The 24,176-nt window shown below is 56.3% G+C and carries 25 protein-coding genes; 14 read left to right on the plus strand and 11 right to left on the minus strand.

What is annotated here, in order from left to right; all coding sequences use genetic code 11:
* Positions 1 to 13 precede the first annotated feature (13 nt).
* From hycI to hycA, 9 genes are all read right to left on the minus strand, one after another.
* Complete coding sequence (hycI, locus tag ACJ9N4_RS04640) at positions 14 to 469, minus strand: hydrogenase maturation peptidase HycI (RefSeq protein ID WP_182272436.1); 456 nt, start codon at positions 467 to 469, stop codon at positions 14 to 16.
* Entirely contained in the window at positions 462 to 872 is a 411-nt protein-coding gene (locus tag ACJ9N4_RS04645; RefSeq protein ID WP_182272437.1) for a formate hydrogenlyase maturation HycH family protein, read from the minus strand. The genes hycI and ACJ9N4_RS04645 overlap by 8 nt, the downstream gene beginning before the upstream one ends.
* A complete protein-coding gene (locus ACJ9N4_RS04650; RefSeq protein ID WP_182272438.1) occupies positions 869 to 1,636 on the minus strand; it encodes an NADH-quinone oxidoreductase subunit B family protein in 768 nt (255 codons plus the stop codon). Before ACJ9N4_RS04650 ends, ACJ9N4_RS04645 begins: the two co-directional genes overlap by 4 nt.
* Positions 1,636 to 2,178, minus strand: coding sequence for a formate hydrogenlyase complex iron-sulfur subunit (locus tag ACJ9N4_RS04655; protein WP_182918847.1), 543 nt, complete (start codon positions 2,176 to 2,178; stop codon positions 1,636 to 1,638). The genes ACJ9N4_RS04650 and ACJ9N4_RS04655 overlap by 1 nt, the downstream gene beginning before the upstream one ends.
* Positions 2,179 to 2,187: 9 nt before the next feature.
* On the minus strand, positions 2,188 to 3,897 hold the full coding sequence (gene hycE, locus ACJ9N4_RS04660) for a formate hydrogenlyase subunit HycE (RefSeq protein WP_182918848.1): 1,710 nt from the start codon (positions 3,895 to 3,897) through the stop codon (positions 2,188 to 2,190).
* A 15-nt stretch (positions 3,898 to 3,912) separates the two neighbouring features.
* Positions 3,913 to 4,836, minus strand: a complete 924-nt coding sequence (locus tag ACJ9N4_RS04665) for a respiratory chain complex I subunit 1 family protein (protein WP_395122793.1) — start codon at positions 4,834 to 4,836, stop codon at positions 3,913 to 3,915.
* 1 nt (position 4,837) lies between these two features.
* The gene (gene hycC, locus ACJ9N4_RS04670) at positions 4,838 to 6,664 is read right to left on the minus strand and encodes a formate hydrogenlyase subunit 3 (RefSeq protein ID WP_411500295.1); all 1,827 of its coding nucleotides are present in this window, start codon (positions 6,662 to 6,664) and stop codon (positions 4,838 to 4,840) included.
* Positions 6,661 to 7,269 (minus strand): 4Fe-4S dicluster domain-containing protein, encoded by a 609-nt coding sequence (locus ACJ9N4_RS04675; RefSeq protein WP_182272443.1) that lies wholly within the window; start codon positions 7,267 to 7,269, stop codon positions 6,661 to 6,663. The genes hycC and ACJ9N4_RS04675 overlap by 4 nt, the downstream gene beginning before the upstream one ends.
* 70 nt (positions 7,270 to 7,339) lie before the next feature.
* The gene (hycA, locus tag ACJ9N4_RS04680) at positions 7,340 to 7,804 is read right to left on the minus strand and encodes a formate hydrogenlyase regulator HycA (RefSeq protein ID WP_182918851.1); all 465 of its coding nucleotides are present in this window, start codon (positions 7,802 to 7,804) and stop codon (positions 7,340 to 7,342) included.
* A 210-nt stretch (positions 7,805 to 8,014) separates the two neighbouring features.
* Here hycA and hypA point away from each other — a divergent pair, with 210 nt between their 5' ends.
* From hypA to ACJ9N4_RS04730, 10 genes are all read left to right on the plus strand, one after another.
* Positions 8,015 to 8,365, plus strand: coding sequence for a hydrogenase maturation nickel metallochaperone HypA (gene hypA / locus ACJ9N4_RS04685; RefSeq protein ID WP_182272445.1), 351 nt, complete (start codon positions 8,015 to 8,017; stop codon positions 8,363 to 8,365).
* A 3-nt stretch (positions 8,366 to 8,368) separates the two neighbouring features.
* Positions 8,369 to 9,232 carry a hydrogenase nickel incorporation protein HypB gene (gene hypB, locus ACJ9N4_RS04690; RefSeq protein WP_196390422.1) on the plus strand — a complete coding sequence of 288 codons (864 nt, stop codon included), beginning with the start codon at positions 8,369 to 8,371 and terminating at the stop codon, positions 9,230 to 9,232.
* On the plus strand, positions 9,223 to 9,495 hold the full coding sequence (locus tag ACJ9N4_RS04695) for a HypC/HybG/HupF family hydrogenase formation chaperone (RefSeq protein WP_182272447.1): 273 nt from the start codon (positions 9,223 to 9,225) through the stop codon (positions 9,493 to 9,495). The genes hypB and ACJ9N4_RS04695 overlap by 10 nt, the downstream gene beginning before the upstream one ends.
* Before the next feature lie 3 nt (positions 9,496 to 9,498).
* Positions 9,499 to 10,620 carry a hydrogenase formation protein HypD gene (gene hypD / locus ACJ9N4_RS04700; protein ID WP_182918853.1) on the plus strand — a complete coding sequence of 374 codons (1,122 nt, stop codon included), beginning with the start codon at positions 9,499 to 9,501 and terminating at the stop codon, positions 10,618 to 10,620.
* Entirely contained in the window at positions 10,617 to 11,627 is a 1,011-nt protein-coding gene (gene hypE / locus ACJ9N4_RS04705) for a hydrogenase expression/formation protein HypE (protein ID WP_182918854.1), read from the plus strand. The genes hypD and hypE overlap by 4 nt, the downstream gene beginning before the upstream one ends.
* A 64-nt stretch (positions 11,628 to 11,691) precedes the next feature.
* Entirely contained in the window at positions 11,692 to 13,764 is a 2,073-nt protein-coding gene (gene flhA / locus ACJ9N4_RS04710; RefSeq protein ID WP_196390424.1) for a formate hydrogenlyase transcriptional activator FlhA, read from the plus strand.
* A gap of 163 nt (positions 13,765 to 13,927) precedes the next feature.
* Positions 13,928 to 14,926 carry an ABC transporter substrate-binding protein gene (locus ACJ9N4_RS04715; protein ID WP_182272451.1) on the plus strand — a complete coding sequence of 333 codons (999 nt, stop codon included), beginning with the start codon at positions 13,928 to 13,930 and terminating at the stop codon, positions 14,924 to 14,926.
* A complete protein-coding gene (locus ACJ9N4_RS04720) occupies positions 14,926 to 15,963 on the plus strand; it encodes a FecCD family ABC transporter permease (protein ID WP_182918856.1) in 1,038 nt (345 codons plus the stop codon). The genes ACJ9N4_RS04715 and ACJ9N4_RS04720 overlap by 1 nt, the downstream gene beginning before the upstream one ends.
* A complete protein-coding gene (locus tag ACJ9N4_RS04725; protein ID WP_182918857.1) occupies positions 15,963 to 16,724 on the plus strand; it encodes an ABC transporter ATP-binding protein in 762 nt (253 codons plus the stop codon). Before ACJ9N4_RS04720 ends, ACJ9N4_RS04725 begins: the two co-directional genes overlap by 1 nt.
* Positions 16,725 to 16,735: 11 nt before the next feature.
* Positions 16,736 to 17,974: an MDR family MFS transporter gene (locus ACJ9N4_RS04730; protein ID WP_182918858.1), complete on the plus strand. Its 1,239-nt coding sequence runs from the start codon at positions 16,736 to 16,738 to the stop codon at positions 17,972 to 17,974.
* Between the two features lie 4 nt (positions 17,975 to 17,978).
* Here ACJ9N4_RS04730 and ACJ9N4_RS04735 read toward each other — a convergent pair whose 3' ends face one another.
* Entirely contained in the window at positions 17,979 to 18,323 is a 345-nt protein-coding gene (locus tag ACJ9N4_RS04735; protein ID WP_182272455.1) for a nitrous oxide-stimulated promoter family protein, read from the minus strand.
* Between the two features lie 175 nt (positions 18,324 to 18,498).
* On the opposite strand from ACJ9N4_RS04735, the gene ACJ9N4_RS04740 reads away from it, so the two are divergent.
* Complete coding sequence (locus ACJ9N4_RS04740; protein WP_182918859.1) at positions 18,499 to 18,729, plus strand: SymE family type I addiction module toxin; 231 nt, start codon at positions 18,499 to 18,501, stop codon at positions 18,727 to 18,729.
* A gap of 113 nt (positions 18,730 to 18,842) precedes the next feature.
* On the plus strand, positions 18,843 to 21,404 hold the full coding sequence (gene mutS, locus ACJ9N4_RS04745; protein WP_182918860.1) for a DNA mismatch repair protein MutS: 2,562 nt from the start codon (positions 18,843 to 18,845) through the stop codon (positions 21,402 to 21,404).
* 147 nt (positions 21,405 to 21,551) lie between these two features.
* Here the strand turns inward: mutS and ACJ9N4_RS04750 are convergent, their stop codons facing one another.
* Positions 21,552 to 22,439 carry a LysR family transcriptional regulator gene (locus tag ACJ9N4_RS04750; RefSeq protein ID WP_182272458.1) on the minus strand — a complete coding sequence of 296 codons (888 nt, stop codon included), beginning with the start codon at positions 22,437 to 22,439 and terminating at the stop codon, positions 21,552 to 21,554.
* 109 nt (positions 22,440 to 22,548) lie between these two features.
* Here ACJ9N4_RS04750 and ACJ9N4_RS04755 point away from each other — a divergent pair, with 109 nt between their 5' ends.
* Complete coding sequence (locus ACJ9N4_RS04755) at positions 22,549 to 23,751, plus strand: MFS transporter (RefSeq protein ID WP_196390428.1); 1,203 nt, start codon at positions 22,549 to 22,551, stop codon at positions 23,749 to 23,751.
* Entirely contained in the window at positions 23,748 to 24,125 is a 378-nt protein-coding gene (locus tag ACJ9N4_RS04760; protein ID WP_182272460.1) for a DUF4440 domain-containing protein, read from the plus strand. Before ACJ9N4_RS04755 ends, ACJ9N4_RS04760 begins: the two co-directional genes overlap by 4 nt.
* The last annotated feature ends 51 nt before the right edge of the window (positions 24,126 to 24,176 follow it).

Here is a 24,176-nt window from a genome sequence, read left to right on the forward strand (position 1 = left end):
CACCCGGCATTATTCAGAGCCGGGCGAATCCCCCCTCCCCAACCCACGCTCCCAGCCTGGAATACACCACTTCCACCGCCTCTTTCACTGGCGGTGTCATCGGGTAATAAAACCCCACGATGTCCGGCTGAATACCCAAAAACAGCACTTCACCCACGTCGTCCTTGAGCTGATCCACCAGGTAGTTCAGCGGCATGTTGTGGGTCGTCATCATAAACATCTCAGCGATATCGTCCGGATCGATCAGACGAATTTCACCAGGGTTTAGCCCCATATCGGTGGCATCGACAATCAGTAGCCTGTCCGGGTGCCGTTCGCGAATGGCTACCACGTCGTTTTCCGGGGCACTGCCGCCGTCGATAACCACCCAGTTCCCCTGCGGGTTTGTGGCACACATTTCGGCGAGCAGCGGACCTGCTCCGTCGTCGCCCATCATGCTGTTGCCAACACACAGTAAAACGTCAGTCACGTAATCTCCTCACCATCAGGTAGATGGCGCTCTCCTGATGAATATCATGCAGCATGCTGAGCAACGTTTTGCTCCACGCCTGCTGCTCTGGCGTCTGCATACTGAGCGCAGCATCGAACGCGTTAGCGAGCATTGAAATATGGTTGGCGTCGATAACGATCTCACCGTACTTCGGTACCCCCTCCATTTTGCGCCGCGCCGTACTTCCCTCTTCCAGAGTGGCTATCCAGGCCAGATATTCCGGCCACGGACAGCTTAATGCCGTCTCCAGGCAGTCAATCACGCCCAGGTGGTGACCAATCGCCAGGCTGTAATAGACCACCTGCTGCGCCGCATCCGGCGTGGCATCGTTCTCATCAATAAACTTACGGCTCAGCTGACTGAACACCACCGTTTCACTCATCGGATACGCGCCTCATTAACCACCTGATCCAGGTTCGCCACTATTTCATTGAGACGCGGGTCGTTTTCCGCTTCCAGCCAGCGCGCCACCTGGTGTTCGCCCTGGCTTAGCAGACGCAGATAGTCATCAGCAATCTGACGGCCATAGCGATACCCCGCCAGTTTGCGTGCCATGCGGTCAACCTTCACGCGCAGCGGCTGCACCATATCCGGGTGCAGAATCGCGGCAGGCTGGTTGTCGAGCTCGCCCGGTTCACGGGCGTGGATTTTCTGCTCCAGCAGGCCCAGCGCCATTGCAAAACCGTACAGCGTCGCGGCAGGCGTTGGCGGGCAGCCCGGGATATAGACATCCACCGGCACGATTTTGTCGGTGCCACCCCACACGCAGTAGAGGTCGTGGAAAATGCCACCGCTGTTACCGCAGGCTCCATAAGAGATACAGATTTTGGGATCGGGCGCGGACTGCCACGCGCGCAGCGCAGGCGAGCGCATAGCGCGGGTGACAGCACCGGTAAACAGCAAAATGTCCGCATGACGCGGCGATGGCACCACTTTGATGCCAAAGCGTTCAGCATCAAACAACGGTGACAGTGTGGCGAAAATCTCGATCTCACACCCGTTGCATCCGCCACAGTCCACGCGATAGACGTAGGCCGAGCGTTTGATTTTTTTCAACAGCGACGCCTTCATACTGGCGATGGATTCGTCCACCGTCATCGGCACCGGAATGCCGTTGTCATCGCGTGGGCCCAGTAGGTTTTCCATCAGCTGGCCTCTCTCATATGGCGGGTTATATCAATACGGTCAGACGGCAGCAGGCACTTCTGACGTTTGCACTCCGGGCAGGTTTCAAAGCTTTCGCGATGGTGTTCCGCGCGGACATCACCGTTGTGTTTTAGCAGTGCAATGGCGTAGTCGATCTCTTTTTGCACGGCAAACGGACGTTTGCAGACGCGGCAGTTGCACAGGTCAAAGCGTGACTGCTGCAGGAAATCCTCTTTCTTCCACACCGCCAGCTCGTACTCCTGCGAAAGGCGGATCGCCACCGTCGGGCAAACCTCCTCGCAGCGGCCACAGAAGATGCAACGCCCGAGGTTGAACTGCCAGGCCAGCTCACCGGTTTTCAGGTCAGTTTCCACCGTCAGGGCGTTCGACGGGCAGGCATTGACACAGGCCGCGCAGCCGATGCACTGTTGGGGGTTGTGCTCCGGTTTGCCACGAAAGTTTTTATCGACCGGCATCGGCTCCAGTGGATAGTTGCTGGTCTGGGTGCCGGTTTTGATCACTTTTTTGATAAAGGTAAACATGACGAGTCCTTATTTCAGCGGCGAGTTTTTACGCTCGATGCTGTAGCGTTCAAGCTCTTTGTACGGCACCACCTGACTTTTCTTCTTACGCACGTCCACCACCGTCATACGGTCGGTGCAGGAGTAGCACGGATCAAGGCTGCCAATGATCAGCGGCGCATCAGACACCGTGTTGCCGCGCAGCATGTAGCGCAGGGTTGGCCAGTTGGCGTAGGTGGCCGCACGGCAGCGCCAGCGGTAGAGCTTCTGGTTGTCGCCGGTCATGCTCCAGTGAATGTCGTCTCCGCGTGGCGCTTCGGCAAAACCGAGGGCAAAGCGGTTTGGAATGTAGGTGAAGCCTTCCACCATCAGCGGGCCGCCCGGCAGGTTATCCAGCCCGAAGTCGATCATATTCAGCGCGGTGAAGACTTCGTTGATACGCACTTTCAGGCGGGAGATCACGTCACAACCCTGCTCGCTGTGTACCGTCATCGGCAGCAAGCCATAGCCGACAAACGGGTGGTCGGCACGGGTGTCGCGAGCGTGGCCGCTGGCGCGCACCATCGGGCCGACGTTGCTGAAGTCGCGGGCAATCTCAGGATCGAGGCGGCCAATACCGACGGTACGCTGCTCAATGTTTGGCGTGCTGAGCAGCATATCGACCAGCTCCTGCACGTCGCGACGCATCTGCTGCGCAAGCTGACGGGTCTTGATCATGTCGTCTTTCAGCAGATCGCGGCGGATCCCGCCAATCAGGTTCAGACCGTAGGTTTTACGCGCCCCGGTGAGGATTTCCGCCATTTTCATCGATGCTTCACGCACGCGGAAGAACTGCATAAAACCGGAGTCAAAGCCGACGAAGTGGCAGGCCAGCCCGAGGTTGAGCAGATGCGAGTGCAGACGTTCAACTTCCAGCAGAATGGCGCGGATCATCTGTGCTCGCTCCGGCACCACGATCCCCATTCCGTTTTCCACCGAGGTGGTGTAGGCCGTGCTGTGGGCAAAGCCGCAAATACCGCACACGCGGTCGGAGAGGAACGTCACTTCGTTATAACCCATGCGGGTTTCTGCCAGTTTTTCCATGCCACGATGGACGTAGAACAGGCGGTAGTCGGCGTCGATAATGTTCTCGCCATCAACAAACAGGCGGAAGTGACCCGGTTCATCGGAAGTGACGTGCAGCGGGCCGATTGGCACCACATTGTTCTTTTTACTTCCCAGCTCGTTGATGAACTCGTAGGTTTCACTGTCGGTGGTCGGTGCCGGACGCTGGCGGTAGTCCATGCTGTCTTTACGCAGCGGATAAAGTTCGTCCGGCCAGTCATCCGGCAGCACCAGACGGCGCTCATCCGGCAGGCCGACCGGCACCAGGCCGTACATATCACGCACTTCACGTTCGCCCCAGACGGCAGCCGGTACGCGCGGCGTTACGGATGGATACTCCGGTTTATTCGGGTCAACTTCGATACGCACGGTGAGCCAGCACTTCTCGCCCTGCTCCATCGACATCACGTAGTAGACCGCATAGTTCCCGCACAGCTGACGCTCGTCGTTACCAAACAGCACCGACAGCCATCCACCCTGCTGGTAGTAAAGAAACTCCACCACTTCCGGCAGGTAGTTCACCTTCACGGTGATGGTTACCTGGTCTTTGGTTTGCCAGCCTTCGTCCAGCACCACGCCCGGGAAAGCCTGATGCAACGCGGCGAGATACTGCTGACCTTTCTTTTCTTCAGACATAAAAACTCTCTTCAATCACGCCACCAGAAAGGAGACGAACGCTAAAAATGCAAAACCAAAACCAGCCCAGGTGATGCGCGATGTCGCGACAAAACGCAGGCGTGCCATGCTGTTTTCAAACAGCGCAATCACCAGCACGCCAACCAGCAGCTTGAGTGCGGCAACGATAGCGGCCAGTACCAGACCACCAACGGAAAAGTGCGTCATCTGCCCCCACGGGAAGAAGACACCCACAAACATCTGCAACACCACCAGCTGTTTGAGGCTGATCCCCCACTTGAGCACCGCAAAACCGTAACCGCTGTATTCGGTCAGCGGCCCTTCCTGTAGCTCCTGCTCCGCTTCGGCGAGGTCAAACGGCAATTTGCCCATCTCAATAAAGGTGGCAAACGCACAGGCACACAAGGCCAGAACCAGCGGAATGGAGCGGGCCACAGGCCAGTGGTAGACGGTGTCGGTGATAAAGCTGATATGGGTTGACCCCGCCACCTGCGCGGCGACCCACAGCCCCAGCAGCAGGATCGGCTCAACCAGCACACCCAACATCGCCTCGCGGCTGGCACCGATGCCGGTAAACGGGCTACCGGTGTCCAGGCCTGCAATCGCAAAGAAGAAACGGGCGATGGCGAAGAGGTAGATAAGCGTGATCAGATCGCCCAGCACCGGCAGTGGAGAACCGACCGTCACCACCGGCAGCGCGGTGGCGATGGTCAGCATCACGCCCACCATCACAAACGGCGTCAGGCGGAAGACCCAGCCTGCGGCATCCGGTGCAACGCTCTGACGCGTGAACAATTTGAAGAGATCGCGGTACTCCTGCAGCACGCCAGGCCCACGACGGTTGTGCATCCGGGCGCGCGCCACGCGGCTCACCCCGGAAAGCAATGGCGCAACGGCGAATAACACCAGCGCCTGAAGTAATGCCAGTAACAGACTCATGTCAGGCTCCTCGCGAAATCACAATCACCACCAGCACCGCCAGCTCAATAACGGCCAGGCGGCGGAACAATGCAGGTGCAGCGGCACTCTGCCAGCCCGGAACCCAACCTACCGGGTTCAGCCAGTGGCGCAGTTTCAGCACGGTGGAGAAGTTCTCTTTTACTGGCATGGCAAAACCGTGCGCCGTGATGACCATAGATTGTTCATGCTCATAGCCGCAGGCCCATGCAGTACCGCGCGAGCGGGAAGCGAGTCGGTCACGTTTGAAGAACAGCATCAGGACAAACGGCAGCAGCGGTGCGGCAATCAGCAGCAGCGCAATCATCGGCTGGGAAACGGTGGTATGTGCCGTGGTCAACGGCAGTGGAACCGCATTCCCCAGCAATGGCAGCAGCCACGGTGCAGCGATCCCCCCCGCAATGCAGCACAGCGCCAGCGCGACCACGCTTGTCGCCATCAGTACCGGCGCACAGCAGGCGTTTTCAGCTTCACGCGTGCGCGGCGCACCGAGGAAAGTCACGCCGTAGACTTTTGCCATACACATCACCGCCAGCGCCCCGGTAATCGCCAGGCCCGCTGCCAGCAGTGGCCCTGACAGGCGCGCAGTAAATACGTCGCTCTGGCCGAGCGCGAAGAAGGACTGGTAAATCACCCACTCACCGGCAAAGCCGTTCAGCGGCGGCAGTGCGGCCATCGCCATCAGCCCCACCAGCATCGCAAGTGAAATCACAGGCATTTTTTTGCCGATACCGCCGAGCTTTTCGATATCACGGTGACCCGTGCGGAACCAGACGCTGCCAGCACCGAGGAACAGCGTGCTTTTAAACAGGCTGTGGTTGACGAGATGATACAAGCCGCCGATAAACCCGGCAGCAACCAGCGCCGGTTGATTGAGCGCCAGCCCGGTCACTCCCGCGCCAAGACCCAGCAGGATAATGCCGATATTTTCCAGGGTGTGATACGCCAGCAGACGCTGGATGTTGTGCTCCATCAGCGCGTACAGACCGCCGACAAACGCCGTGACCATGCCAGCGACCAGCAGCACCACGCCCCACCACAGCGGCGGTTGCCCCCCCGTCAGCGACAGCGCCAGAATGCCGAATAGCCCCACCTTCATGACAACCGTCGAGAAGAGTGCGGCCGCCGGCGCAGAGGCATTCGCATGCGCCTGCGGCACCCAGCCGTGCAGCGGAATGATCCCGGCCAGCAAGCCAAAACCCACCACGCCCGTCAGCCAGATATCCGCCCCAAACGGCAGCACCTGCGTGCGTTCATTCAGCAGGGAAAAATCCAGCGTGCCGTAACGGCTCCACACCAGCCAGCAGGTGAGCGCCAGCAGCAGCGTGCCGAGGCGACCCAGCGCAAACCACAGTTTGCCGGACGTGCTACAGCCGGTCAGGAACACGCCGCACAGCGCCATGATTTCTGCCATTACCACCAGCGCGCCGAGATTACTGGCGGTTACGGTACAGACCGCCGTCGCCATCAGCAGGTTAACCAGCAGGCCGTTTGCTTTGGTATTGTGATGGCGGTGCCAGTCGATATTGAACAGGCTGATAAACACGCCGCAGAGGCCAAAGGTCACCAGCCAGATGGCATTCAGCGGTGTAAGCTGAATGCTGTGGTGGATAAGCGGCATCACCGCTTCTGCGGATTGCCCGCCAGACAACATCACTCCACCGGCAGCCAGTGTCATCAGGCTGCCAACTACCCCGCCAATGCCCGCAATCCAGCCGCTCAGGGTTTTATGAAAAGAGAAGACCAGCGCCAGAATAGCGGTGGCAGCATAGTACGCTACCGCGCTGTTAATCATCGTCATCGCGTTCATTTCGCCCCCTCGTTAAGCGCCTGAAGCAGAGAAAGATCGCCAAAATCAGTATCGATGGTCAGCTCGCGTTTACGCTTGCTGGTACGGGCGATATCGCGAATATTGACCAGAATCAGCGCCTTAGTTGGGCAGGTACGTACGCAGGCCGGGCCTTGCTCATCAAAACTGCACAGGTCACATTTCACCGCCACCGCACGCACGCCAGGTACCCAGTCCAGCAGCGTGCTCACGCGCGCCGGAGCCGGTGGCGCAGGTGGCGCTTTCGGCGAATTCGTATTGGCCGGAATATGCAGCGGACGGCTACCGGAAAATTCAATGGCTCCGAACGGGCAGGCAATGCCGCACAGCTTGCAGCTCACGCACAGGCTTTCGTTCAGTTGTACAGCGCCATCAACACGGGTGATGGCATTAACAGGGCAGACAGCCGCGCACGGCGCATCCTCACAGTGATGGCAGAGCTGCGGGGCAGACTCTTTTTCATTACGCATAACGTGCAGGCGCGGCATGGACTGTAGCCCGTGCTGGCGGTGGGTTTCCGAACACGCCGCCTCACAGGTTCGACAGCCAATACAGACCGTCGAGTCAGCTATTACAAAACGGTTCACCGGGTCATCCTCTGGTGATAGTCATTTTTGACGAAAAACTGTCTTATCGACACTTATCGACACTCACAGGTCAGGCCACATTCGCCGATGTTTTTGTATCCATCAGCTGCTTCAGGTTGACCGGGAGATCGTGTTCAACGGCGGTGTACAGACCGTTATAAACTGGCGCGATTTTTTCCAGATAATGCTCCAGCACCTGCTGACGATCGCGGTTGCTGACATGACCATCCACCATGCCATCAGCCATCAGCTGCGCCTTCGCAATACACTCTCTGTCGCCCTCTTTCGTCTCGACGTAGTACTCGATGGTGTGGCTGTTGAAGGTGTCTGCCAGCGTGACGTAAATCGTAAAGTGGCCGAAGAGGACAAAGCGCATATCACCCTGTGCTGCACAGCTCATGGCGTGGTGAAGACGGGCTTTCGACAGGGTGATGCCCTGAATCAGAGAGTTGCAGTAAAGGTGCCACTGCTCCTGTAACTGCTGATGGCGCTGCGCGATGTAATCCGCTTTTTCGCTGATTTCCCAAATAGTCATAAAAGGTATCCGGTTAGTGGAGATTGCGGCTATTAAGCAGATTCCGTGCCAGTTTTTAATGCATTGATTTTTAATGAATTTAAGTAACCATCCGCTGTCACTTCAGCGGTATCGACGTGTCATTTCGACAGCGTTGACATCGTCACGCCTTAACAAAAATCAAGCTGGCACTGTTATTGCATTACCGGGGCAATTCATTAAGGAGGCGTCATGCACGAAATCACCCTCTGCCAGCGAGCGCTGGAGCTCATCGAACAGCAGGCAGTGCAGCACAACGCAAAACGCGTGACCGGTGTCTGGCTGAAAATCGGGGCATTTTCCTGTGTCGAAACCAGCGCCCTCACCTTCTGTTTTGAGCTGGTGTGTCGCGACACACTGGCGGAAGGCTGTGAACTTCACATTGAAGAACAGCAGGCAGAGTGCTGGTGCGAGCAGTGCCAGCAGTACGTCACCCTGTTGTCATCAAAAGTCCGGAGCTGCCCGCAGTGCCAGAGCACCGGGCTGCGCATCGTGGCGGATGACGGCATGCAGATCCAACGCCTCGAAATCGAGAGGGAGTAAATTATGTGTAGTACCTGCGGTTGTGCTGAAGGCAACCTGTATATAGAAGGGGATGAACACCGTCCTCACTCTGCGTTTCGCTCCGCGCCCTTTTCCCCTGCGGCTCGTCCCGCATCGGTGATAACCGGTATCACCTTTGCCCCTCAACAATCCGGTGCGGGCGATTTGCATTATGGCCACGGCGAAGCGGGCACGCATGCACCGGGCATCAGCCAGCGTCAGATGCTGGAAGTCGAAATCAACGTACTCGACAAAAATAACCAGCTCGCGGCCCGTAACCGCGCCCGCTTTGCCACGCGTAAGCAGCTGGTACTGAACCTGGTGTCCAGCCCCGGCTCCGGCAAAACTACGCTACTCACGGAAACGCTCAAACGCCTGAACGGAAGTGTCTCCTGTGCGGTGATTGAAGGCGATCAGCAAACCGTAAACGACGCCGCGCGCATTCGCGAAACCGGCACGCCGGCCATTCAGGTTAACACCGGTAAAGGTTGCCACCTGGATGCGCAGATGATTGCCGATGCCGCGCCGCGTCTGCCGCTGACAGATAACGGCATCCTGTTTATTGAGAACGTGGGCAACCTGGTTTGTCCGGCAAGCTTCGATCTCGGTGAACGGCATAAAGTGGCGGTGCTCTCCGTAACCGAAGGGGAGGACAAGCCGCTGAAGTACCCGCACATGTTCGCCGCCGCCTCGCTGATGCTGCTGAACAAAGTGGATTTGCTGCCGTACCTGAACTTCGACGTGGACAAATGCCTGGCGTACGCCCGCGAAGTGAACCCGGATATTACGATCCTGCTGGTGTCCGCCACGCGCGGTGACGGCATGGACGCCTGGCTGAACTGGCTGGAGAGTGAACGATGTGCATAGGTGTCCCGGGACAAATTCACTCCATTGACGGAAATCAGGCCAAAGTTGAGGTTTGTGGCATTTTGCGCGACGTCGACCTGACGCTGGTGGGCAGCACCGATGAAACCGGTGAATCACGCCTTGGTCAGTGGGTACTGGTACACGTGGGGTTTGCCATGAGCGTGATAAATGAAGCGGAAGCCCGCGACACGCTGGATGCCCTGCAAAACATGTTTGACGTTGAGCCTGACGTCGGCGCACTGCTGTACGGCGAGGAGCAATAACCCATGCGTTACGTTGATGAATATCGCGCCCCCGAGCAGGTAATGCAGCTTATCGGGCATCTGAAAACGAGAGCTGCACTGCTGAACTACAGCGCTGAAAAGCCGTTACGGATTATGGAGGTGTGTGGCGGGCACACGCATGCGATCTTTAAATTTGGCCTCGACCAGCTTCTGCCGGAAAACATCGAGTTTATCCACGGCCCCGGCTGTCCGGTCTGCGTTCTGCCAATGGGACGCATCGACAGCTGTATCGAAATTGCCAGCCAGCCTGACGTCATTTTCTGCACATTTGGCGATGCGATGCGCGTGCCTGGAAAAAATGGCTCACTGCTACAGGCTAAAGCCCGTGGTGCGGATATCCGGATCGTTTACTCGCCGATGGATGCCCTGACGCTGGCAACCGATAACCCTGAGCGTAAAGTCGTCTTTTTCGGGCTGGGTTTTGAGACCACGATGCCCGCCACGGCAATCACACTGCAGCAGGCTAAAACCCGCAACGTCGATAACTTTTTCTTTTTCTGCCAGCACATTACGCTCATCCCGACGTTACGCAGCCTGCTGGAAGAGCCGGGAAACGGCATTGACGCATTTCTGGCACCGGGCCACGTCAGCATGGTTATCGGGACAGAAGCCTACGGTTTTATCGCTGAGCAGTACAATCGCCCGTTAGTGGTCGCTGGTTTCGAGCCACTTGATCTACTGCAAGGCGTAACCATGCTGGTTGAGCAGAAAATAACAGCCCTGAGTGCAGTGGAAAACCAGTACCGCCGCGTGGTGCCCGATGCCGGTAATGAACGAGCCCAGCGTGCCATTGCGGAAGTGTTTAGCGTTGAAGGCGACAGCGAATGGCGTGGGCTGGGGCTGATTGCCGAATCAGGCGTGCGCCTGACGCCTGCGTATCACGCATTCGATGCCGAAGCACATTTCCGCCCGCGGCCACAACAGGTTTGCGACGATCCCCGCGCCCGCTGCGGCGAGGTGCTTACCGGAAAATGCAAACCCCATCAATGCCCGTTATTTGGCAACACCTGTAACCCGCACACCGCCTTTGGCGCGCTGATGGTCTCCTCCGAAGGGGCATGTGCCGCGTGGTATCAGTATCGCAATCAGGAGTGTGAAGCATGAATACGGTTGAAATGGCGCACGGCAGCGGCGGCCAGGCGATGCAACAGCTGATTAACCGGCTATTTATGGAAGCCTTTAACAACCCCTGGCTGGCCGAGCAGGAAGACCAGGCACGTATTGCCCTCTCGACCCTCACCGCGCAGGGTGACAGGCTGGCATTTTCCACTGACAGCTACGTGATCGACCCGCTGTTCTTTCCTGGAGGCGATATCGGCAAGCTGGCTGTCTGCGGTACCGCGAACGATGTTGCCGTCAGCGGTGCAATCCCGCGCTACCTCTCCTGCGGGTTTATCCTCGAAGAGGGGTTGCCGATGGAAACGCTCACTACCGTAGTCAACAGCATGGCGCATACTGCACGCGAGGCGGGTATCGCCATCGTCACCGGCGATACCAAAGTGGTACAGCGCGGTGCGGCAGATAAACTGTTCATCAATACTGCCGGAATGGGGGCTATCCCTGCGGAGATCCACTGGGGTGCTCAGCAGCTTGCCGTGGGCGATGTGTTGTTAGTCAGCGGCACGCTGGGTTGCCACGGCGCAACCATACTGAACCTGCGCGAAGGTCTGGGGCTGGATGGCGAGTTACGCAGCGACTGCGCCGTACTCACCCCACTTATCCAGACGCTGCGTTCCATTCCGGGCGTGAAAGCCCTGCGCGATGCCACGCGCGGTGGTGTCAATGCGGTGGTGCACGAATTCGCCGCAAGCTGCGGCTGCGGGATTGAACTGACTGAACGCGGTCTGCCCGTCAAACCCGCCGTTCGTGGGCTTTGCGAGCTGCTGGGTCTCGATCCGCTAAACTTTGCGAACGAAGGTAAGCTGGTGATTGGCGTTGAACGCGCAGCGGCCGATGCGGTGCTGGAACAGCTGCGGGCACATCCCTTAGGGAAAGAGGCCGCGATCGTTGGCGAAGTGGTTGAGCGCAAAGGGGTACGCCTGGCCGGACTTTATGGTGTGAAGCGTACGCTGGATCTCCCGCACGCGGAACCCCTACCCCGAATTTGCTAGAACCGCGGCAAAAGCGGTCAGCACTGAATTTATCTATATTTGCCCGTTTCTACTGGAAAGCACTATGCCGTATACACCGATGAGCAATCTTGGACAGCAAGGCCTGTTTGACATCACGCGCACACTTTTGCAGCAGCCCGACCTCGGCTCGCTGAGCGATGCCCTGACGCGGCTGGTCAGACAATCTGCGCTGGCGGACAGCGCCGCCATTGTGCTCTGGCATAGCGGGAGCCATCGCGCGAGCTATTACTCCACACGAGATAGCGGCAAAATCTTTGAATATGAAGATGAAACTTTCCTGGCACATGGCCCTGTCCGGCGCATTCTTTCCCGCCCGGAAGCCCTGCACTGCAACTTTGATGAATTCCGACAAGCCTGGCCGATGCTGGCAGAGAGCCATTTATATCCGCCATTCGGGCACTACTGCCTGCTGCCGCTGGCCGTGGAAGGCCATATTTTCGGTGGCTGCGAGTTTATTCGCAATACCGACCAGTCGTGGAGCGAGGCGGAATATGAGCGTCTGCACACCTTTACCCAGATAGTGGCCGTCGTTGCAGAGCAGATCCAAAGCCGCGTCAGTAACAATGTGGACTACGACCTGCTGAGCCGCGAGCGTGACAACTTCCGCATTCTGGTGGCGATCACTAACGCCGTGCTGTCACGGCTCGACATGGATGAACTGGTCAGCGAAGTCTCGAAAGAGATCCACCACTATTTCAAAATCGATGCCATCAGCATTGCGCTCCGGGGCCATCGTAAGGGCAAACTGAATATTTACTCCACGCACTATCTTGATGAGGCAAACCCGGCTCACGAGCAGAGCGAAGTGGATGAAGCAGGCACCCTTTCTGAACGGGTGTTCAAAAGCAAAGAGATCCTGCTGCTCAATCTCAATGAACAGGATGCACAGGCCCCCTACGAGCGGATGCTGTTTAACATCTGGGGCAATAACATCCAGACGCTGTGTCTGCTCCCCCTGATGTCCGGCAACACCATGCTGGGCGTCCTGAAGCTGGCGCAGTGTGAGGAAGGTGTTTTTACTACCGCCAACCTGAAGCTGCTGCGCCAGATCGCAGAGCGTATCTCCATCGCGCTGGATAACGCGCTGGCCTATCAGGAAATCCACCGTCTGAAAGAACGGCTGGTGGATGAAAACCTGGCGCTGACCGAGCAGCTCAACAACGTTGACAGCGAGTTTGGTGAGATTATCGGGCGTAGCGAAGCGATGTACAGCGTACTCAAGCAGGTTGAGATGGTGGCACAAAGCGACAGTACGGTGCTTATCCTGGGTGAAACGGGCACGGGTAAAGAGCTGATTGCCCGCGCGATCCACAATTTAAGTAACCGCAACAGCCGTCGCATGGTGAAGATGAACTGCGCCGCCATGCCTGCAGGTTTGCTGGAAAGCGATCTCTTCGGCCATGAACGCGGTGCCTTTACCGGTGCCAGTAGCCAGCGTCTGGGCCGTTTTGAGCTGGCGGATAAAAGCTCGCTGTTTCTGGATGAAGTGGGCGATATGCCGCTGGAGCTGCAGCCAAAACTGCTTCGCGTCCTGCAGGAGCAGGAGTTTGAACGCCTCGGCAGCAACAAACTGATTCAGACAGACGTGCGATTGATTGCCGCCACCAACCGCGACCTGAAAAAAATGGTCGCCGACCGCGAGTTTCGAAGCGATCTCTATTATCGCCTGAACGTCTTCCCGATTTGCCTGCCGCCGCTGCGCGAACGCCCGGAAGATATCCCCCTGCTGGTCAAAGCCTTTACGGCTAAAATTGCGCGCCGGATGGGGCGAAACATCGACAGCATTCCCGCCGAGACGTTGCGTACCCTCTCGTTGATGGAGTGGCCCGGCAACGTGCGCGAACTGGAAAACGTCATTGAACGCGCGGTACTGCTGACGCGCGGCAGCGTATTGCAACTGTCGCTGCCGGAAGTCTCTCTGCCGGAAACCTCCGTGATAGCAACCGACGTGGCACAGGACGGTGAAAACGAATGCCAGCTGATTATGCGCGTGCTGAAAGAGACGAACGGTGTGGTTGCCGGACCAAAAGGCGCGGCACAGCGGCTGGGGCTGAAACGCACCACGCTGTTGTCTCGCATGAAGCGTCTGGGAATTGATAAAGAGAGCCTGGTTTAACGTCTGATACAGGGCGGCAGCATGCGCACCGCCCTTCGCTCCCCCCGTGTTATCTCCGTGAAGTGGCCTTCATTGACACAAAATCTTTTCCTCTGTATAAAATCCCGCCTTAATAATGAGTTTCATTTACATTAAAAATAATTTTAATGACGGGGAGCGTTTAATGAAAAAAATCATCTGCGCGTTAAGCCTGGCGTTTGCGTCAGCCAGTTCTGCTCTGGCAACCACGTACCCTCTGACGATTGAAAACTGCGGGTATAAAGAGACATTTACTAAAGCCCCTGAGCGGGTGGTTGCTCTCGGTCAGAATACCGTCGAGATTTTGCTGCTGTTAGGCCTGCAAAATAACATTACCGCCAGTGCGTTTTGGCCGACCAAAGTTCTGCCGCAGCTGGCTGAACAAAATGCAAAAATCAAAACGCTGACGGTAGAAATCCCCACCCTTGAATCAATCCTTGCGCAAAACCCTGATTTTGTTCCTGCACAACTCCCTCTCTTACTGGGGCCAGAAAGCAAGGTGGCAAAACGTGAAGATTTGGCCACCGTCGGCGTAAACAGCTATTTATCTCCGGGGATGTGTGCGACCAAAAAAGCCGCAGGTGATATGTACGGCAGCCGTCAAAAGCTGTGGAATATGACCTTGCTCTATAAAGAGATTGAAGATTTCGCGGCAATCTTTAACGTGCAATCTCGTGGCGAAGCACTGATTGCCGATTTCAAAAAACGTGAGAATGACCTGCGTAAAACGTTCAGTAAGAATAAAAAGGATCTCTCTTTTGTCTTCTGGTTCTCCAGTTCTTCCCCTTCTGCTGATGCTTACGTAGGCGGAAAAAACAGCGCCTCTGGGTTTATCGCCAACGTTCTCGGTGGACATAACGCCATCACCTCCGAAACCGAATGGCCGACGGTGGGCTGGGAAAGCATTATCGCCGCGAACCCCGATGTGATCGTGGTCTCCAGCCTGGATCGTAACCGTTGGGCGCTTGATAATGCTGAAGAAAAAATCAAATTCCTGAAAAGTGATCCTGCCGTCAGCCAGCTGGATGCAGTGAAAAAAGGTCATATTGTGGTGATGGATGGTCAGGCGATGAACCCGACAATCCGCACGATTTACGGGGCTGAACAAGTGGGTGAACAGCTCAGAAAACTGGGGCTGAACTGATGACGACGGCCGTTATTCAGGCGCGACAGGGACTGCTCCTGACCACCTCGTGTTTGCTCGCAACAGTACTGTTGTTCGTGGTCATTGCCCTGAGTGTCAGCGTTGGCGAACTTTCGATCCCGCTGCAAAACGTCTTTTACACCGTCAGCAATAAAATCGGCCTGACCGATGTTCCCCTCAACCGCATCTACGAGAGCGTGATTTGGGACTTCCGCCTGAGCCGCGCCCTGGTGGCGGCATGCTGTGGTGCTGGTCTGGCCATCTGCGGAGCAGTGCTGCAAAGCCTGTTGAAGAACGCACTGGCTGAGCCCTACGTGCTCGGCGTTTCTGCGGGAGCATCAACAGGTGCGGTTTCTGTGGTCGTATTGGGTATTGGTACCGGTGCGGTTTCTCTCTCCGCGGGCGCATTTGCCGGGGCATTTGCCGCCTTTGTTTTTGTCGCCTTCCTGACCAACGGCGCTCGCGGCGGCAATGAACGCACCATTCTGGCGGGCGTTGCCGCGTCGCAGCTCTTCAACGCGATCACCGCTTACACCATCAGTACCTCTGCCAGTGCTCAGCAGGCACGTGATGTGATGTTCTGGCTACTGGGGAGTTTCAGCGGTGTAAGATGGCCTGAGTTTCAACTGATTCTGGTGGTGGTACCGATTGGGCTTGCCGTTTGCCTCTACTATTCCCGCGCACTGGATGCCTTTACCTTTGGTGATGATGCCGCCGCCTCTCTGGGTATTGCCGTGCCCTGGGTACGCCTGATCCTCTTTACCACCACTGCACTCATCACCGCGACTATCGTCAGCATGGCTGGCTCTATCGGCTTTGTGGGGCTGGTTGTGCCGCACGTCATGCGCTTCTTCTTCGGCCCGCTGCACCGCACGTTGCTGATTGCCAGTGCACTGGCCGGGGCGGTCCTGATGGTGTTGGCGGATATCGCCTCTCGCATACTGATTGCACCGCAAAGCCTTCCCGTTGGCGTGGTGACGGCTCTGGTTGGCGTACCTTTCTTTGCCGTGATTATCTACCGCTCAAGGAATAAGTGATGAGTATCTCCGCTGAAAATATTACCTGGAAGGTCGGTAAAAAGGTCATCGTCAATAATGTCTCGCTGAACGTTTCCCGGGGAGAAACAGTTGGGCTACTTGGTCCCAATGGCTGTGGTAAGTCCTCTCTTTTGCGCATTCTGGCAGGCCTGCGTCGCCCGGATACCGGTAGCGTGACGCTGGATGGGCAAAACATTGCCCGCATCGCCAAAAAACAGCTGGCACGCCGGGTGGCATTCGTTGAACAGCACAGCATGACTGATGCCAACATGCGGGTTCGTGATGTGGTAAAACTTGGTCGTATACCGCATCACTCTCCTTTCTCGAACTGGAGCACGCATGATGACGAGGCCGTCACCGCGGCTCTGCAGAGGGTGGATATGCAGGGAAAAAGTGACCAGGGCTGGCTGAGCCTGTCCGGAGGGGAGCGTCAGCGCGTGCATATTGCCCGCGCACTGGCGCAGACACCCACCGAAATCCTGCTGGATGAACCGACTAACCACCTGGACATTCATCACCAGATACAATTAATGCACCTGATCAGCGAGTTACCGGTGACCAGCATTGTGGCTCTCCACGACCTCAACCACGCCTCGATGTTCTGTGATTCGTTGATTGTGATGCAGAAAGGGCAAATTGTCGCCACAGGCACGCCGCAGGAGATCTTATCCGAGGAATTGCTTTGGGATGTGTTCAGGGTGAAAACCAAAATTGAGATCTCCCCGTACCACGGCAAAAAGCACATTCATTTTATCGTTTAGGGTCAGGCTGCATGTCTCTGTTCTCCCTGCGTTCTGCTACAACGCTCTGGCCGCCCGTTTTATTGGGTAGCCAGTTCGTATTTAATATTGGTTTTTACGCAGTTGTTCCCTTCCTGGCGATATTTTTACGCGACGATATGTTGCTCTCTGGCGGGCTTATCGGGCTGGTGCTGGGGTTACGCACGTTCTCCCAACAGGGTATGTTTATCGTTGGTGGAGCGCTCTCTGACAAATATGGCGCAAAGATCGTTATCCTCTGCGGCTGCATTATTCGCGTGGCGGGTTATCTCCTGCTGGCATGCGGACAATCCCTGTTTCCCATCATTCTGGGAGCGTGCCTGACGGGTATCGGGGGGGCACTGTTCTCTCCCTCCATTGAAGCCCTGCTGGCAAAAACGGGGACACAAAGCGAAGCAAAGGGAAAACGGAGCCGGGCAGAGTGGTTTGCTCTTTTTGCCGTGTGCGGTGAACTTGGAGCGGTCCTGGGCCCGGTTGCCGGCGCGCTGCTGACAGGGCTGGGCTTCCGTCAGGTGGCGCTGGCAGGTGCTGGAGTGTTTGTCATTGCGCTCGTTGTGCTGTACTTCTGCCTTCCTGCCACACCCCACAGCAAACAGGTACTAAAGGTGCTTCCCTGGTGGACGACCTTCCGCCAGCCGCGCTTTGTCGCCTTTATCATTGCCTATAGCTCGTGGCTTTTGAGCTATAACCAGCTCTATCTGGCGTTGCCGGTAGAGATCCAGCGTTCAGGTGGCAGCGAGCAAGATCTCGGTCCTCTCTTTATGCTGGCTTCAGTACTGATTATCGCTTTTCAGCTTCCGCTGGCGCGCTTCGCCCGACGCGTGGGTGCCATCAGGATCTTACCGGTGGGTTTTTTGCTGCTCGCCGCCGCCTTTGCGAGCGTCTCCCTGTTCGCCGCAACAGAGCCGCCGGAAGGCTGGTTACGGTTGTTGCCTTCGGTGTGCCTTGTGACCCTGTTAACGCTGGGCCAAATGCTGCTCGTACCGTCAGCAAAAGACCTGATCCCACACTTTGCCGAAGCGTCAACGCTGGGGGCACACTATGGTGCACTCTCTACCGCCGGGGGCTGCGCAGTGCTGGCGGGGAATCTGTTCTTCGGCCCGCTACTGGATCATGCGCTGGTTCCCTCAACGCAGGCAATTTACCCCTGGCTGCTGCTGGCGTTATTTCCTTTTTGTAGCGCACTTGCGTTACCCGTGATTTGCCGTTCAATACGACCTTCCCGGACGTAACGGACTACTTTTTCTGACGATATTTTTCCGGCAATTCCGGTACCGGACGGCGATCGTCAATCAGATGGCGAATCGTCAGAATGGGGTGACGCCACAGCATGCGTGGCCCTGCCCAGCGCATAACCTGCTTCATTTCCTCACGTCTGGCGGGCTGGTAGCAGTGTACCGGACACTGTTTACAGGCTGGTTTTTCCTCACCAAAGACGCATTTATCCAGACGCTTATCCGCATAGGCATTAAGTGCCTGATAGTACCCTTCTTCCTGTGAAGCCTGTGGGCACCGTTTTTCATACAGGGCGATCATTTTGGCGATCGTCTCTTTTTCTCGTGCGATGCGTTTATCAGACATGACGGGTCACCGAATAATAAAGTGCATTTATAATACCATTTATCCCTTGCGGTTTCAGTCGTTGCATTTCGTTTTCTGAAGACGCCTTCCAGTTTTAACCCCGCCCCTCATGACTTTTACTGGTATTTTATACAGGTATCAGAAACACACTTTGCCCGTATCTACCGGAGACCGTATGCAACAGATCGCTATCGCCAAACCCTATCGTCATTTAAAAGTCGGCTATTTCAGAAAACGTCACGAGGACCGCAAGACTAAAATCCCGACACATTACAGCGTGCATGCTGCTTTAAGCTTAAAAGGGGACTGGCTTGAACAAGCCGGATTTACCACAAATTCGCAGGTTCGGGTGGGTGTTGAGCATGGAAAAATCATCATCGAGTTAATGCCGGAAGGCGTCTCGTAAAGTCGTGACATTTTTCTGCGCCACACCTTTTTTTCATGCGACAATAGAGGGAACTAACGGCCACTGAGCCGCTCAAAGCGTAATATTATCAAAGAAATGGATATCATAACTCCATGACCACAATCGACAATTTCGACGCACATACGCCGATGATGCAGCAGTATCTGAAGCTGAAAGCACAACACCCGGAAATCTTGCTGTTTTACCGTATGGGCGATTTTTACGAGCTCTTTTATGACGATGCCAGACGCGCGTCGCAGTTGCTCGATATCTCCCTGACCAAACGTGGCGCATCGGCAGGTGAGCCTATCCCGATGGCGGGTATCCCCCATCACGCGGTAGAAAACTACCTGGCAAAGCTGGTGAACCAGGGCGAATCCGTGGCGATCTGCGAGCAGATTGGCGATCCAGCCACCTCAAAAGGCCCGGTTGAACGCAAAGTTGTGCGCATTGTCACGCCAGGCACCATCAGTGACGAAGCCCTGCTGCAGGAGCGCCAGGATAACCTGCTGGCAGCGCTGTGGCAGGATAGTAAAGGATTTGGCTACGCCACGCTGGATATCAGCTCCGGACGTTTTCGCCTGAGCGAACCGGCTGACCGCGAAACCATGGCGGCCGAATTGCAACGCACAAACCCGGCAGAGCTGCTCTATGCCGAAGATTTCGCCGAAATGGCACTCATTGAAGGCCGCCGTGGCCTGCGTCGCCGCCCGCTATGGGAATTCGAAATTGATACCGCGCGCCAGCAGTTGAACCTGCAGTTTGGCACGCGCGATCTGATTGGCTTTGGCGTGGAAAATGCCCCACGCGGGCTGTGTGCAGCTGGCTGCCTGCTACAGTATGTGAAAGATACCCAACGCACGGCGCTGCCGCATATCCGCTCGATTACAATGGAACGTCAGCAGGACAGCATCATCATGGATGCTGCGACGCGCCGTAACCTGGAGATCACCCAGAATCTGGCTGGTGGTGTGGAAAATACCCTCGCCTCGGTGCTCGATAACACGGTTACCCCAATGGGCAGCCGCATGCTTAAGCGTTGGCTGCATATGCCGATTCGCGATACCGATACACTGACCAGCCGCCAGCAGACCATTGCCGCTTTGCAGGATCGCTATACTGAGCTGCAGCCCGTGCTGCGCCAGGTCGGCGATCTGGAACGTATTCTTGCTCGTCTGGCACTGCGTACGGCTCGCCCACGCGATCTCGCGCGTATGCGTCATGCCTTCCAGCAGCTACCGGAACTGCGTGCCCAGCTTGGTGACGTAGCCAGCGCGCCAGTACAGAAGCTGCGCGAAACAATGGGAGAGTTTACCGGGCTTCGCGAATTGCTGGAGCGCGCCATCATTGATGCGCCTCCGGTTCTGGTTCGTGATGGCGGCGTAATTGCACCAGGCTACAACGAAGAGCTGGATGAATGGCGCGCGCTGGCAGACGGTGCAACAGACTACCTTGATAAGCTGGAAATCCGCGAGCGTGAACGTCTGGGGCTGGACACCCTGAAGGTAGGTTATAACGCGATACACGGTTACTACATTCAGATCAGCCGTGGACAAAGCCATCTGGCACCTATCCACTATGTTCGTCGACAAACGCTGAAAAATGCCGAGCGCTATATCATTCCTGAGCTGAAAGAGTATGAGGACAAAGTTCTCACCTCGAAAGGCAAAGCCCTGGCGCTGGAAAAACAGCTTTATGACGAGCTGTTCGACATGCTGATGCCACACCTTGCTGAGCTGCAATTAAGCGCCGGTGCACTGGCTGAACTGGATGTGCTGGTAAACCTGGCAGAACGCGCAGAGACGCTGAACTACACCTGCCCAACCTTTACCGATAAACCCGGTATTCGCATTACCGAGGGTCGACATCCAGTGGTCGAGCGCGTGCTGAACGAGCCGTTCATTGCTAACCCACTAAGCCTGTCACCGCAAAGAAGAATGCTGATCATCACCGGTCCAAACATGGGCGGTAAAAGTACCTATATGCGCCAGACTGCGCTCATCGCCCTGCTCGCCGGGATCGGTAGCTACGTTCCAGCGCAAAAAGTGGAGATTGGCCCAATCGATCGTATCTTCACCCGTGTGGGCGCTGCAGACGATCTGGCAAGCGGGCGTTCAACCTTTATGGTGGAAATGACCGAAACCGCCAACATCCTGCATAACGCAACCGAGTACAGTCTGGTGTTGATGGACGAAGTTGGACGCGGAACGTCAACCTATGACGGACTGTCGCTGGCGTGGGCATGTGCCGAAAGCCTGGCGAATAAAATCAAGGCCATGACGCTGTTTGCAACCCACTATTTCGAACTGACACAGTTGCCAGAGAAGATGGAAGGCGTGGCAAACGTTCATCTTGATGCACTGGAACACGGTGATACCATCGCCTTTATGCACACGGTGCAGGACGGTGCGGCAAGCAAGAGCTATGGCCTGGCCGTCGCAGCGCTGGCGGGCGTGCCGAAAGAGGTGATCAAGCGCGCGCGGCAGAAATTGCGTGAGCTGGAAAGTTTGTCACCCAATGCCGCAGCCACACAGATTGACGGTACACAGATGTCATTGCTGGCTCCTGCAGAAGAAACCTCTCCCGCAGTCGAAGCGCTGGAGAATCTCGACCCGGATTCACTGACACCGCGTCAGGCGCTGGAGTGGATTTACCGGCTGAAGAGTTTGGTTTAGTCCTTTGTCGTCTGGGCCCGGTGGCGCTCACGCTTACCGGGCTTTTTTCAGCGCTTCAGCAATCAGGTTGATGAGGTATTTTCAGGACGCCTTAACAAAGTAAAGCAGGTGCGAGTTTTCGGCACTTATCAAAAAGATGCGCCCCGATTAATTAACCCTCATGCGCATAAAATCGATAAATGTCCGCACTTTCGCAGGCACATGCTGGGCATCAGGATACACCGCGTAGATACCCTGCCGTGCAAAACGGTATCCCGGTAAAACCGATACCAGTTTTCCCGCATCAAGAGCATTTCGAACCAGCCACTCCGGAAGTAGCGCCACACCGCTTCCTGCCAGAGCAAAGGCCATCAGCGCCTGAGCACTGTCCGCAAACAAACGCGGTGCTTTTTTTATCTCCAGGGTGGCTGACGCCCCCCGTGCATCTTTCACCTGCCAGTGCAGCGGCGAGGCCAGGCGCTCGTGAATAATCCAGTCTGCTTCAGCCAGCTGTTCCAGCGATTCAACCGGATGGTCAAGCAGCCAACGAGGCGTCGCAACGGGCAGGATGGAAAAGTGGGTAATCAATGCGGCGTGATAACGTGAATCTGCGAGGGTTCCCAGTCTGATGGCGACATCAAAGCGTTCAGAGATAAGGTCGGCATGCAGAGACGACGAGACATGACGTATGCGCAGGCTCGGGTGTAGCTGGCTGAACCCGGCCAGCAAAGGTATCACGATCTGCGAACCGTACTCGGGCGTAGTGGTGATCCGCAATTCCCCCGTAAGCCCGGCATGGTTTGCGCGGACATCATCCCGCAATCGCTCTGCATCCTTTAAAAGCGCCACGCTACGTTGATGAAAAAGCGCCCCTGCCTCGGTTAACCTCAGGCGACGGGTAGATCGCAGCAACAACGTTACGCCCAGCTCATCTTCAAGCTGGCGAATATTGAAACTGACGACAGCTTTTGTCAGCCCCATCGCATCTGCTGCGGCGGTGAAACTGCCTGTGTCCGCTACCGCAACAAACATCGCCGTACGCTGTAAATTAATCATTATCAGCCTTGAGAACTGTCAAAATAATTTTGACAGAATATCTCAGTTTGTCGTGTTTATCAGCACATTAAGGAACGCTACGATCCGCCTCCTCACCGGAGGATCTACCATGACGTATCGCAGCAAAGTCGCAGTTGTCTATCTGCTGGGCTTTTTTCTTGATCTGATTAATATGTTTATCGCCAGCGTCGCTTTTCCGGCAATGGCTCACGCCTTTAACACCACGCCTTCAGCACTTTCCTGGGTCAGTAACGGGTACATTGCCGGTCTGACACTGGTGATCCCCTTCAGCACCGTGCTGACGCGCCGCATCGGGCCAAAGCGCGTTATCCTGCTTTCACTTTTTCTGTTCAGCGCAGCCTCTGCTGCAGCGGGCCTGTCATCCTCGCTGGAGAGCCTGATTGTCTGGCGAGTGCTGCAGGGGATTGGGGGTGGTTTGCTGATCCCGGTTGGACAGGCACTGACATGGCAACAATTTAAGCCCCACGAGCGCGCCAGACTCTCTTCAGCGGTCATGCTGGTTGCGTTGCTTGCCCCCGCTTGCTCACCCGCTATTGGGGGACTGCTGGTTCAGGCATTAAGCTGGCGCTGGATATTTTTCGCCACGCTCCCGGTTGCCATCGTGACCTTTGCTTTGGCCTGCCTGTGGCTTAAACACGAAATGCCACCGATGAAAGCAACCAGGCTGCTAAACCTGCCTTTGCTGACGGACCCGCTTTTACGTTTTTCCATGCTGGTCTATTTATGTGTCCCCGGCATGTTTATCGGGGTGAACGTCACGGGCATGTTTTATCTTCAGAGCGAGGCCAATATGACACCAGCCGCAACGGGGATGCTTATGTTGCCGTGGTCTGTGGCATCGTTTATAGCCATCACGGCGACAGGACGCTATTTTAACCGTATCGGACCCCGGCCGCTGATTGTCCTCGGTTGCCTTTTGCAGGCAACGGGCATTCTGCTTTTGATTAACGCCAGTTCGGCAATGCTGTTACCTGCCGTTGCGTTTACCTTGATGGGCGCAGGCGGAAGCCTTTGCAGCAGTACGGCTCAGAGTAGCGCTTTTTTGACGACGCACCAGGAAGATATGCCGGATGCCAGCGCGCTGTGGAATCTTAATCGGCAGTTAAGCTTTTTTGCAGGAGCCCTGTTGCTGGCGCAGGCGCTGAACCTGGCGCTGGCCTGGCTGACACCGCTCGCCGCGTGGCACGGGATGTTTATTTTTGCTGCAGGTATCACCTTACTGCCTGTACTGTATGTTTTTCGTCTTAACAATACGCAGGTGCTAACCCAGCTGCGACAGGAGAATTCATGACGCCTTTCGAACACGAAATTATCGACCTCCACATTGCGCTTGAAAACTGGTTAGGCAAAGGTGAAGGCGATCCCAGCGCCCTGCTCACCCGTTTCCGGCCAGATTTTCTGATGATCCCACCGGGTGGGGCACATTTCGACTATCAAGCCCTTGCCAGTTTCCTGGACAGTCAGCGCGGAAGCCGTCCCGGTCTGAAGATTGTCATTGATGAATTAACGACGCTACAAACCTGGAACAACGGCGCAGTGCTTCACTATCGGGAGACGCAAACCCGCCCGGAGCAGCCACTCAACGTGCGCTGGTCAACCGCGGTGCTCAATCAGGAAGGCGATCGGATAACGTGGCGTTTGCTGCACGAAACCGCGCAGCCGTAACACAAAAGAAAAAGGCTCGTCTCACGACGAGCCTTTTTTGACGAATGGTTG

The sequence above is a fragment of the Enterobacter sp. LM3 genome (assembly GCF_046622475.1).
In the GTDB taxonomy this organism is placed as follows: domain Bacteria; phylum Pseudomonadota; class Gammaproteobacteria; order Enterobacterales; family Enterobacteriaceae; genus Enterobacter; species Enterobacter cloacae_P.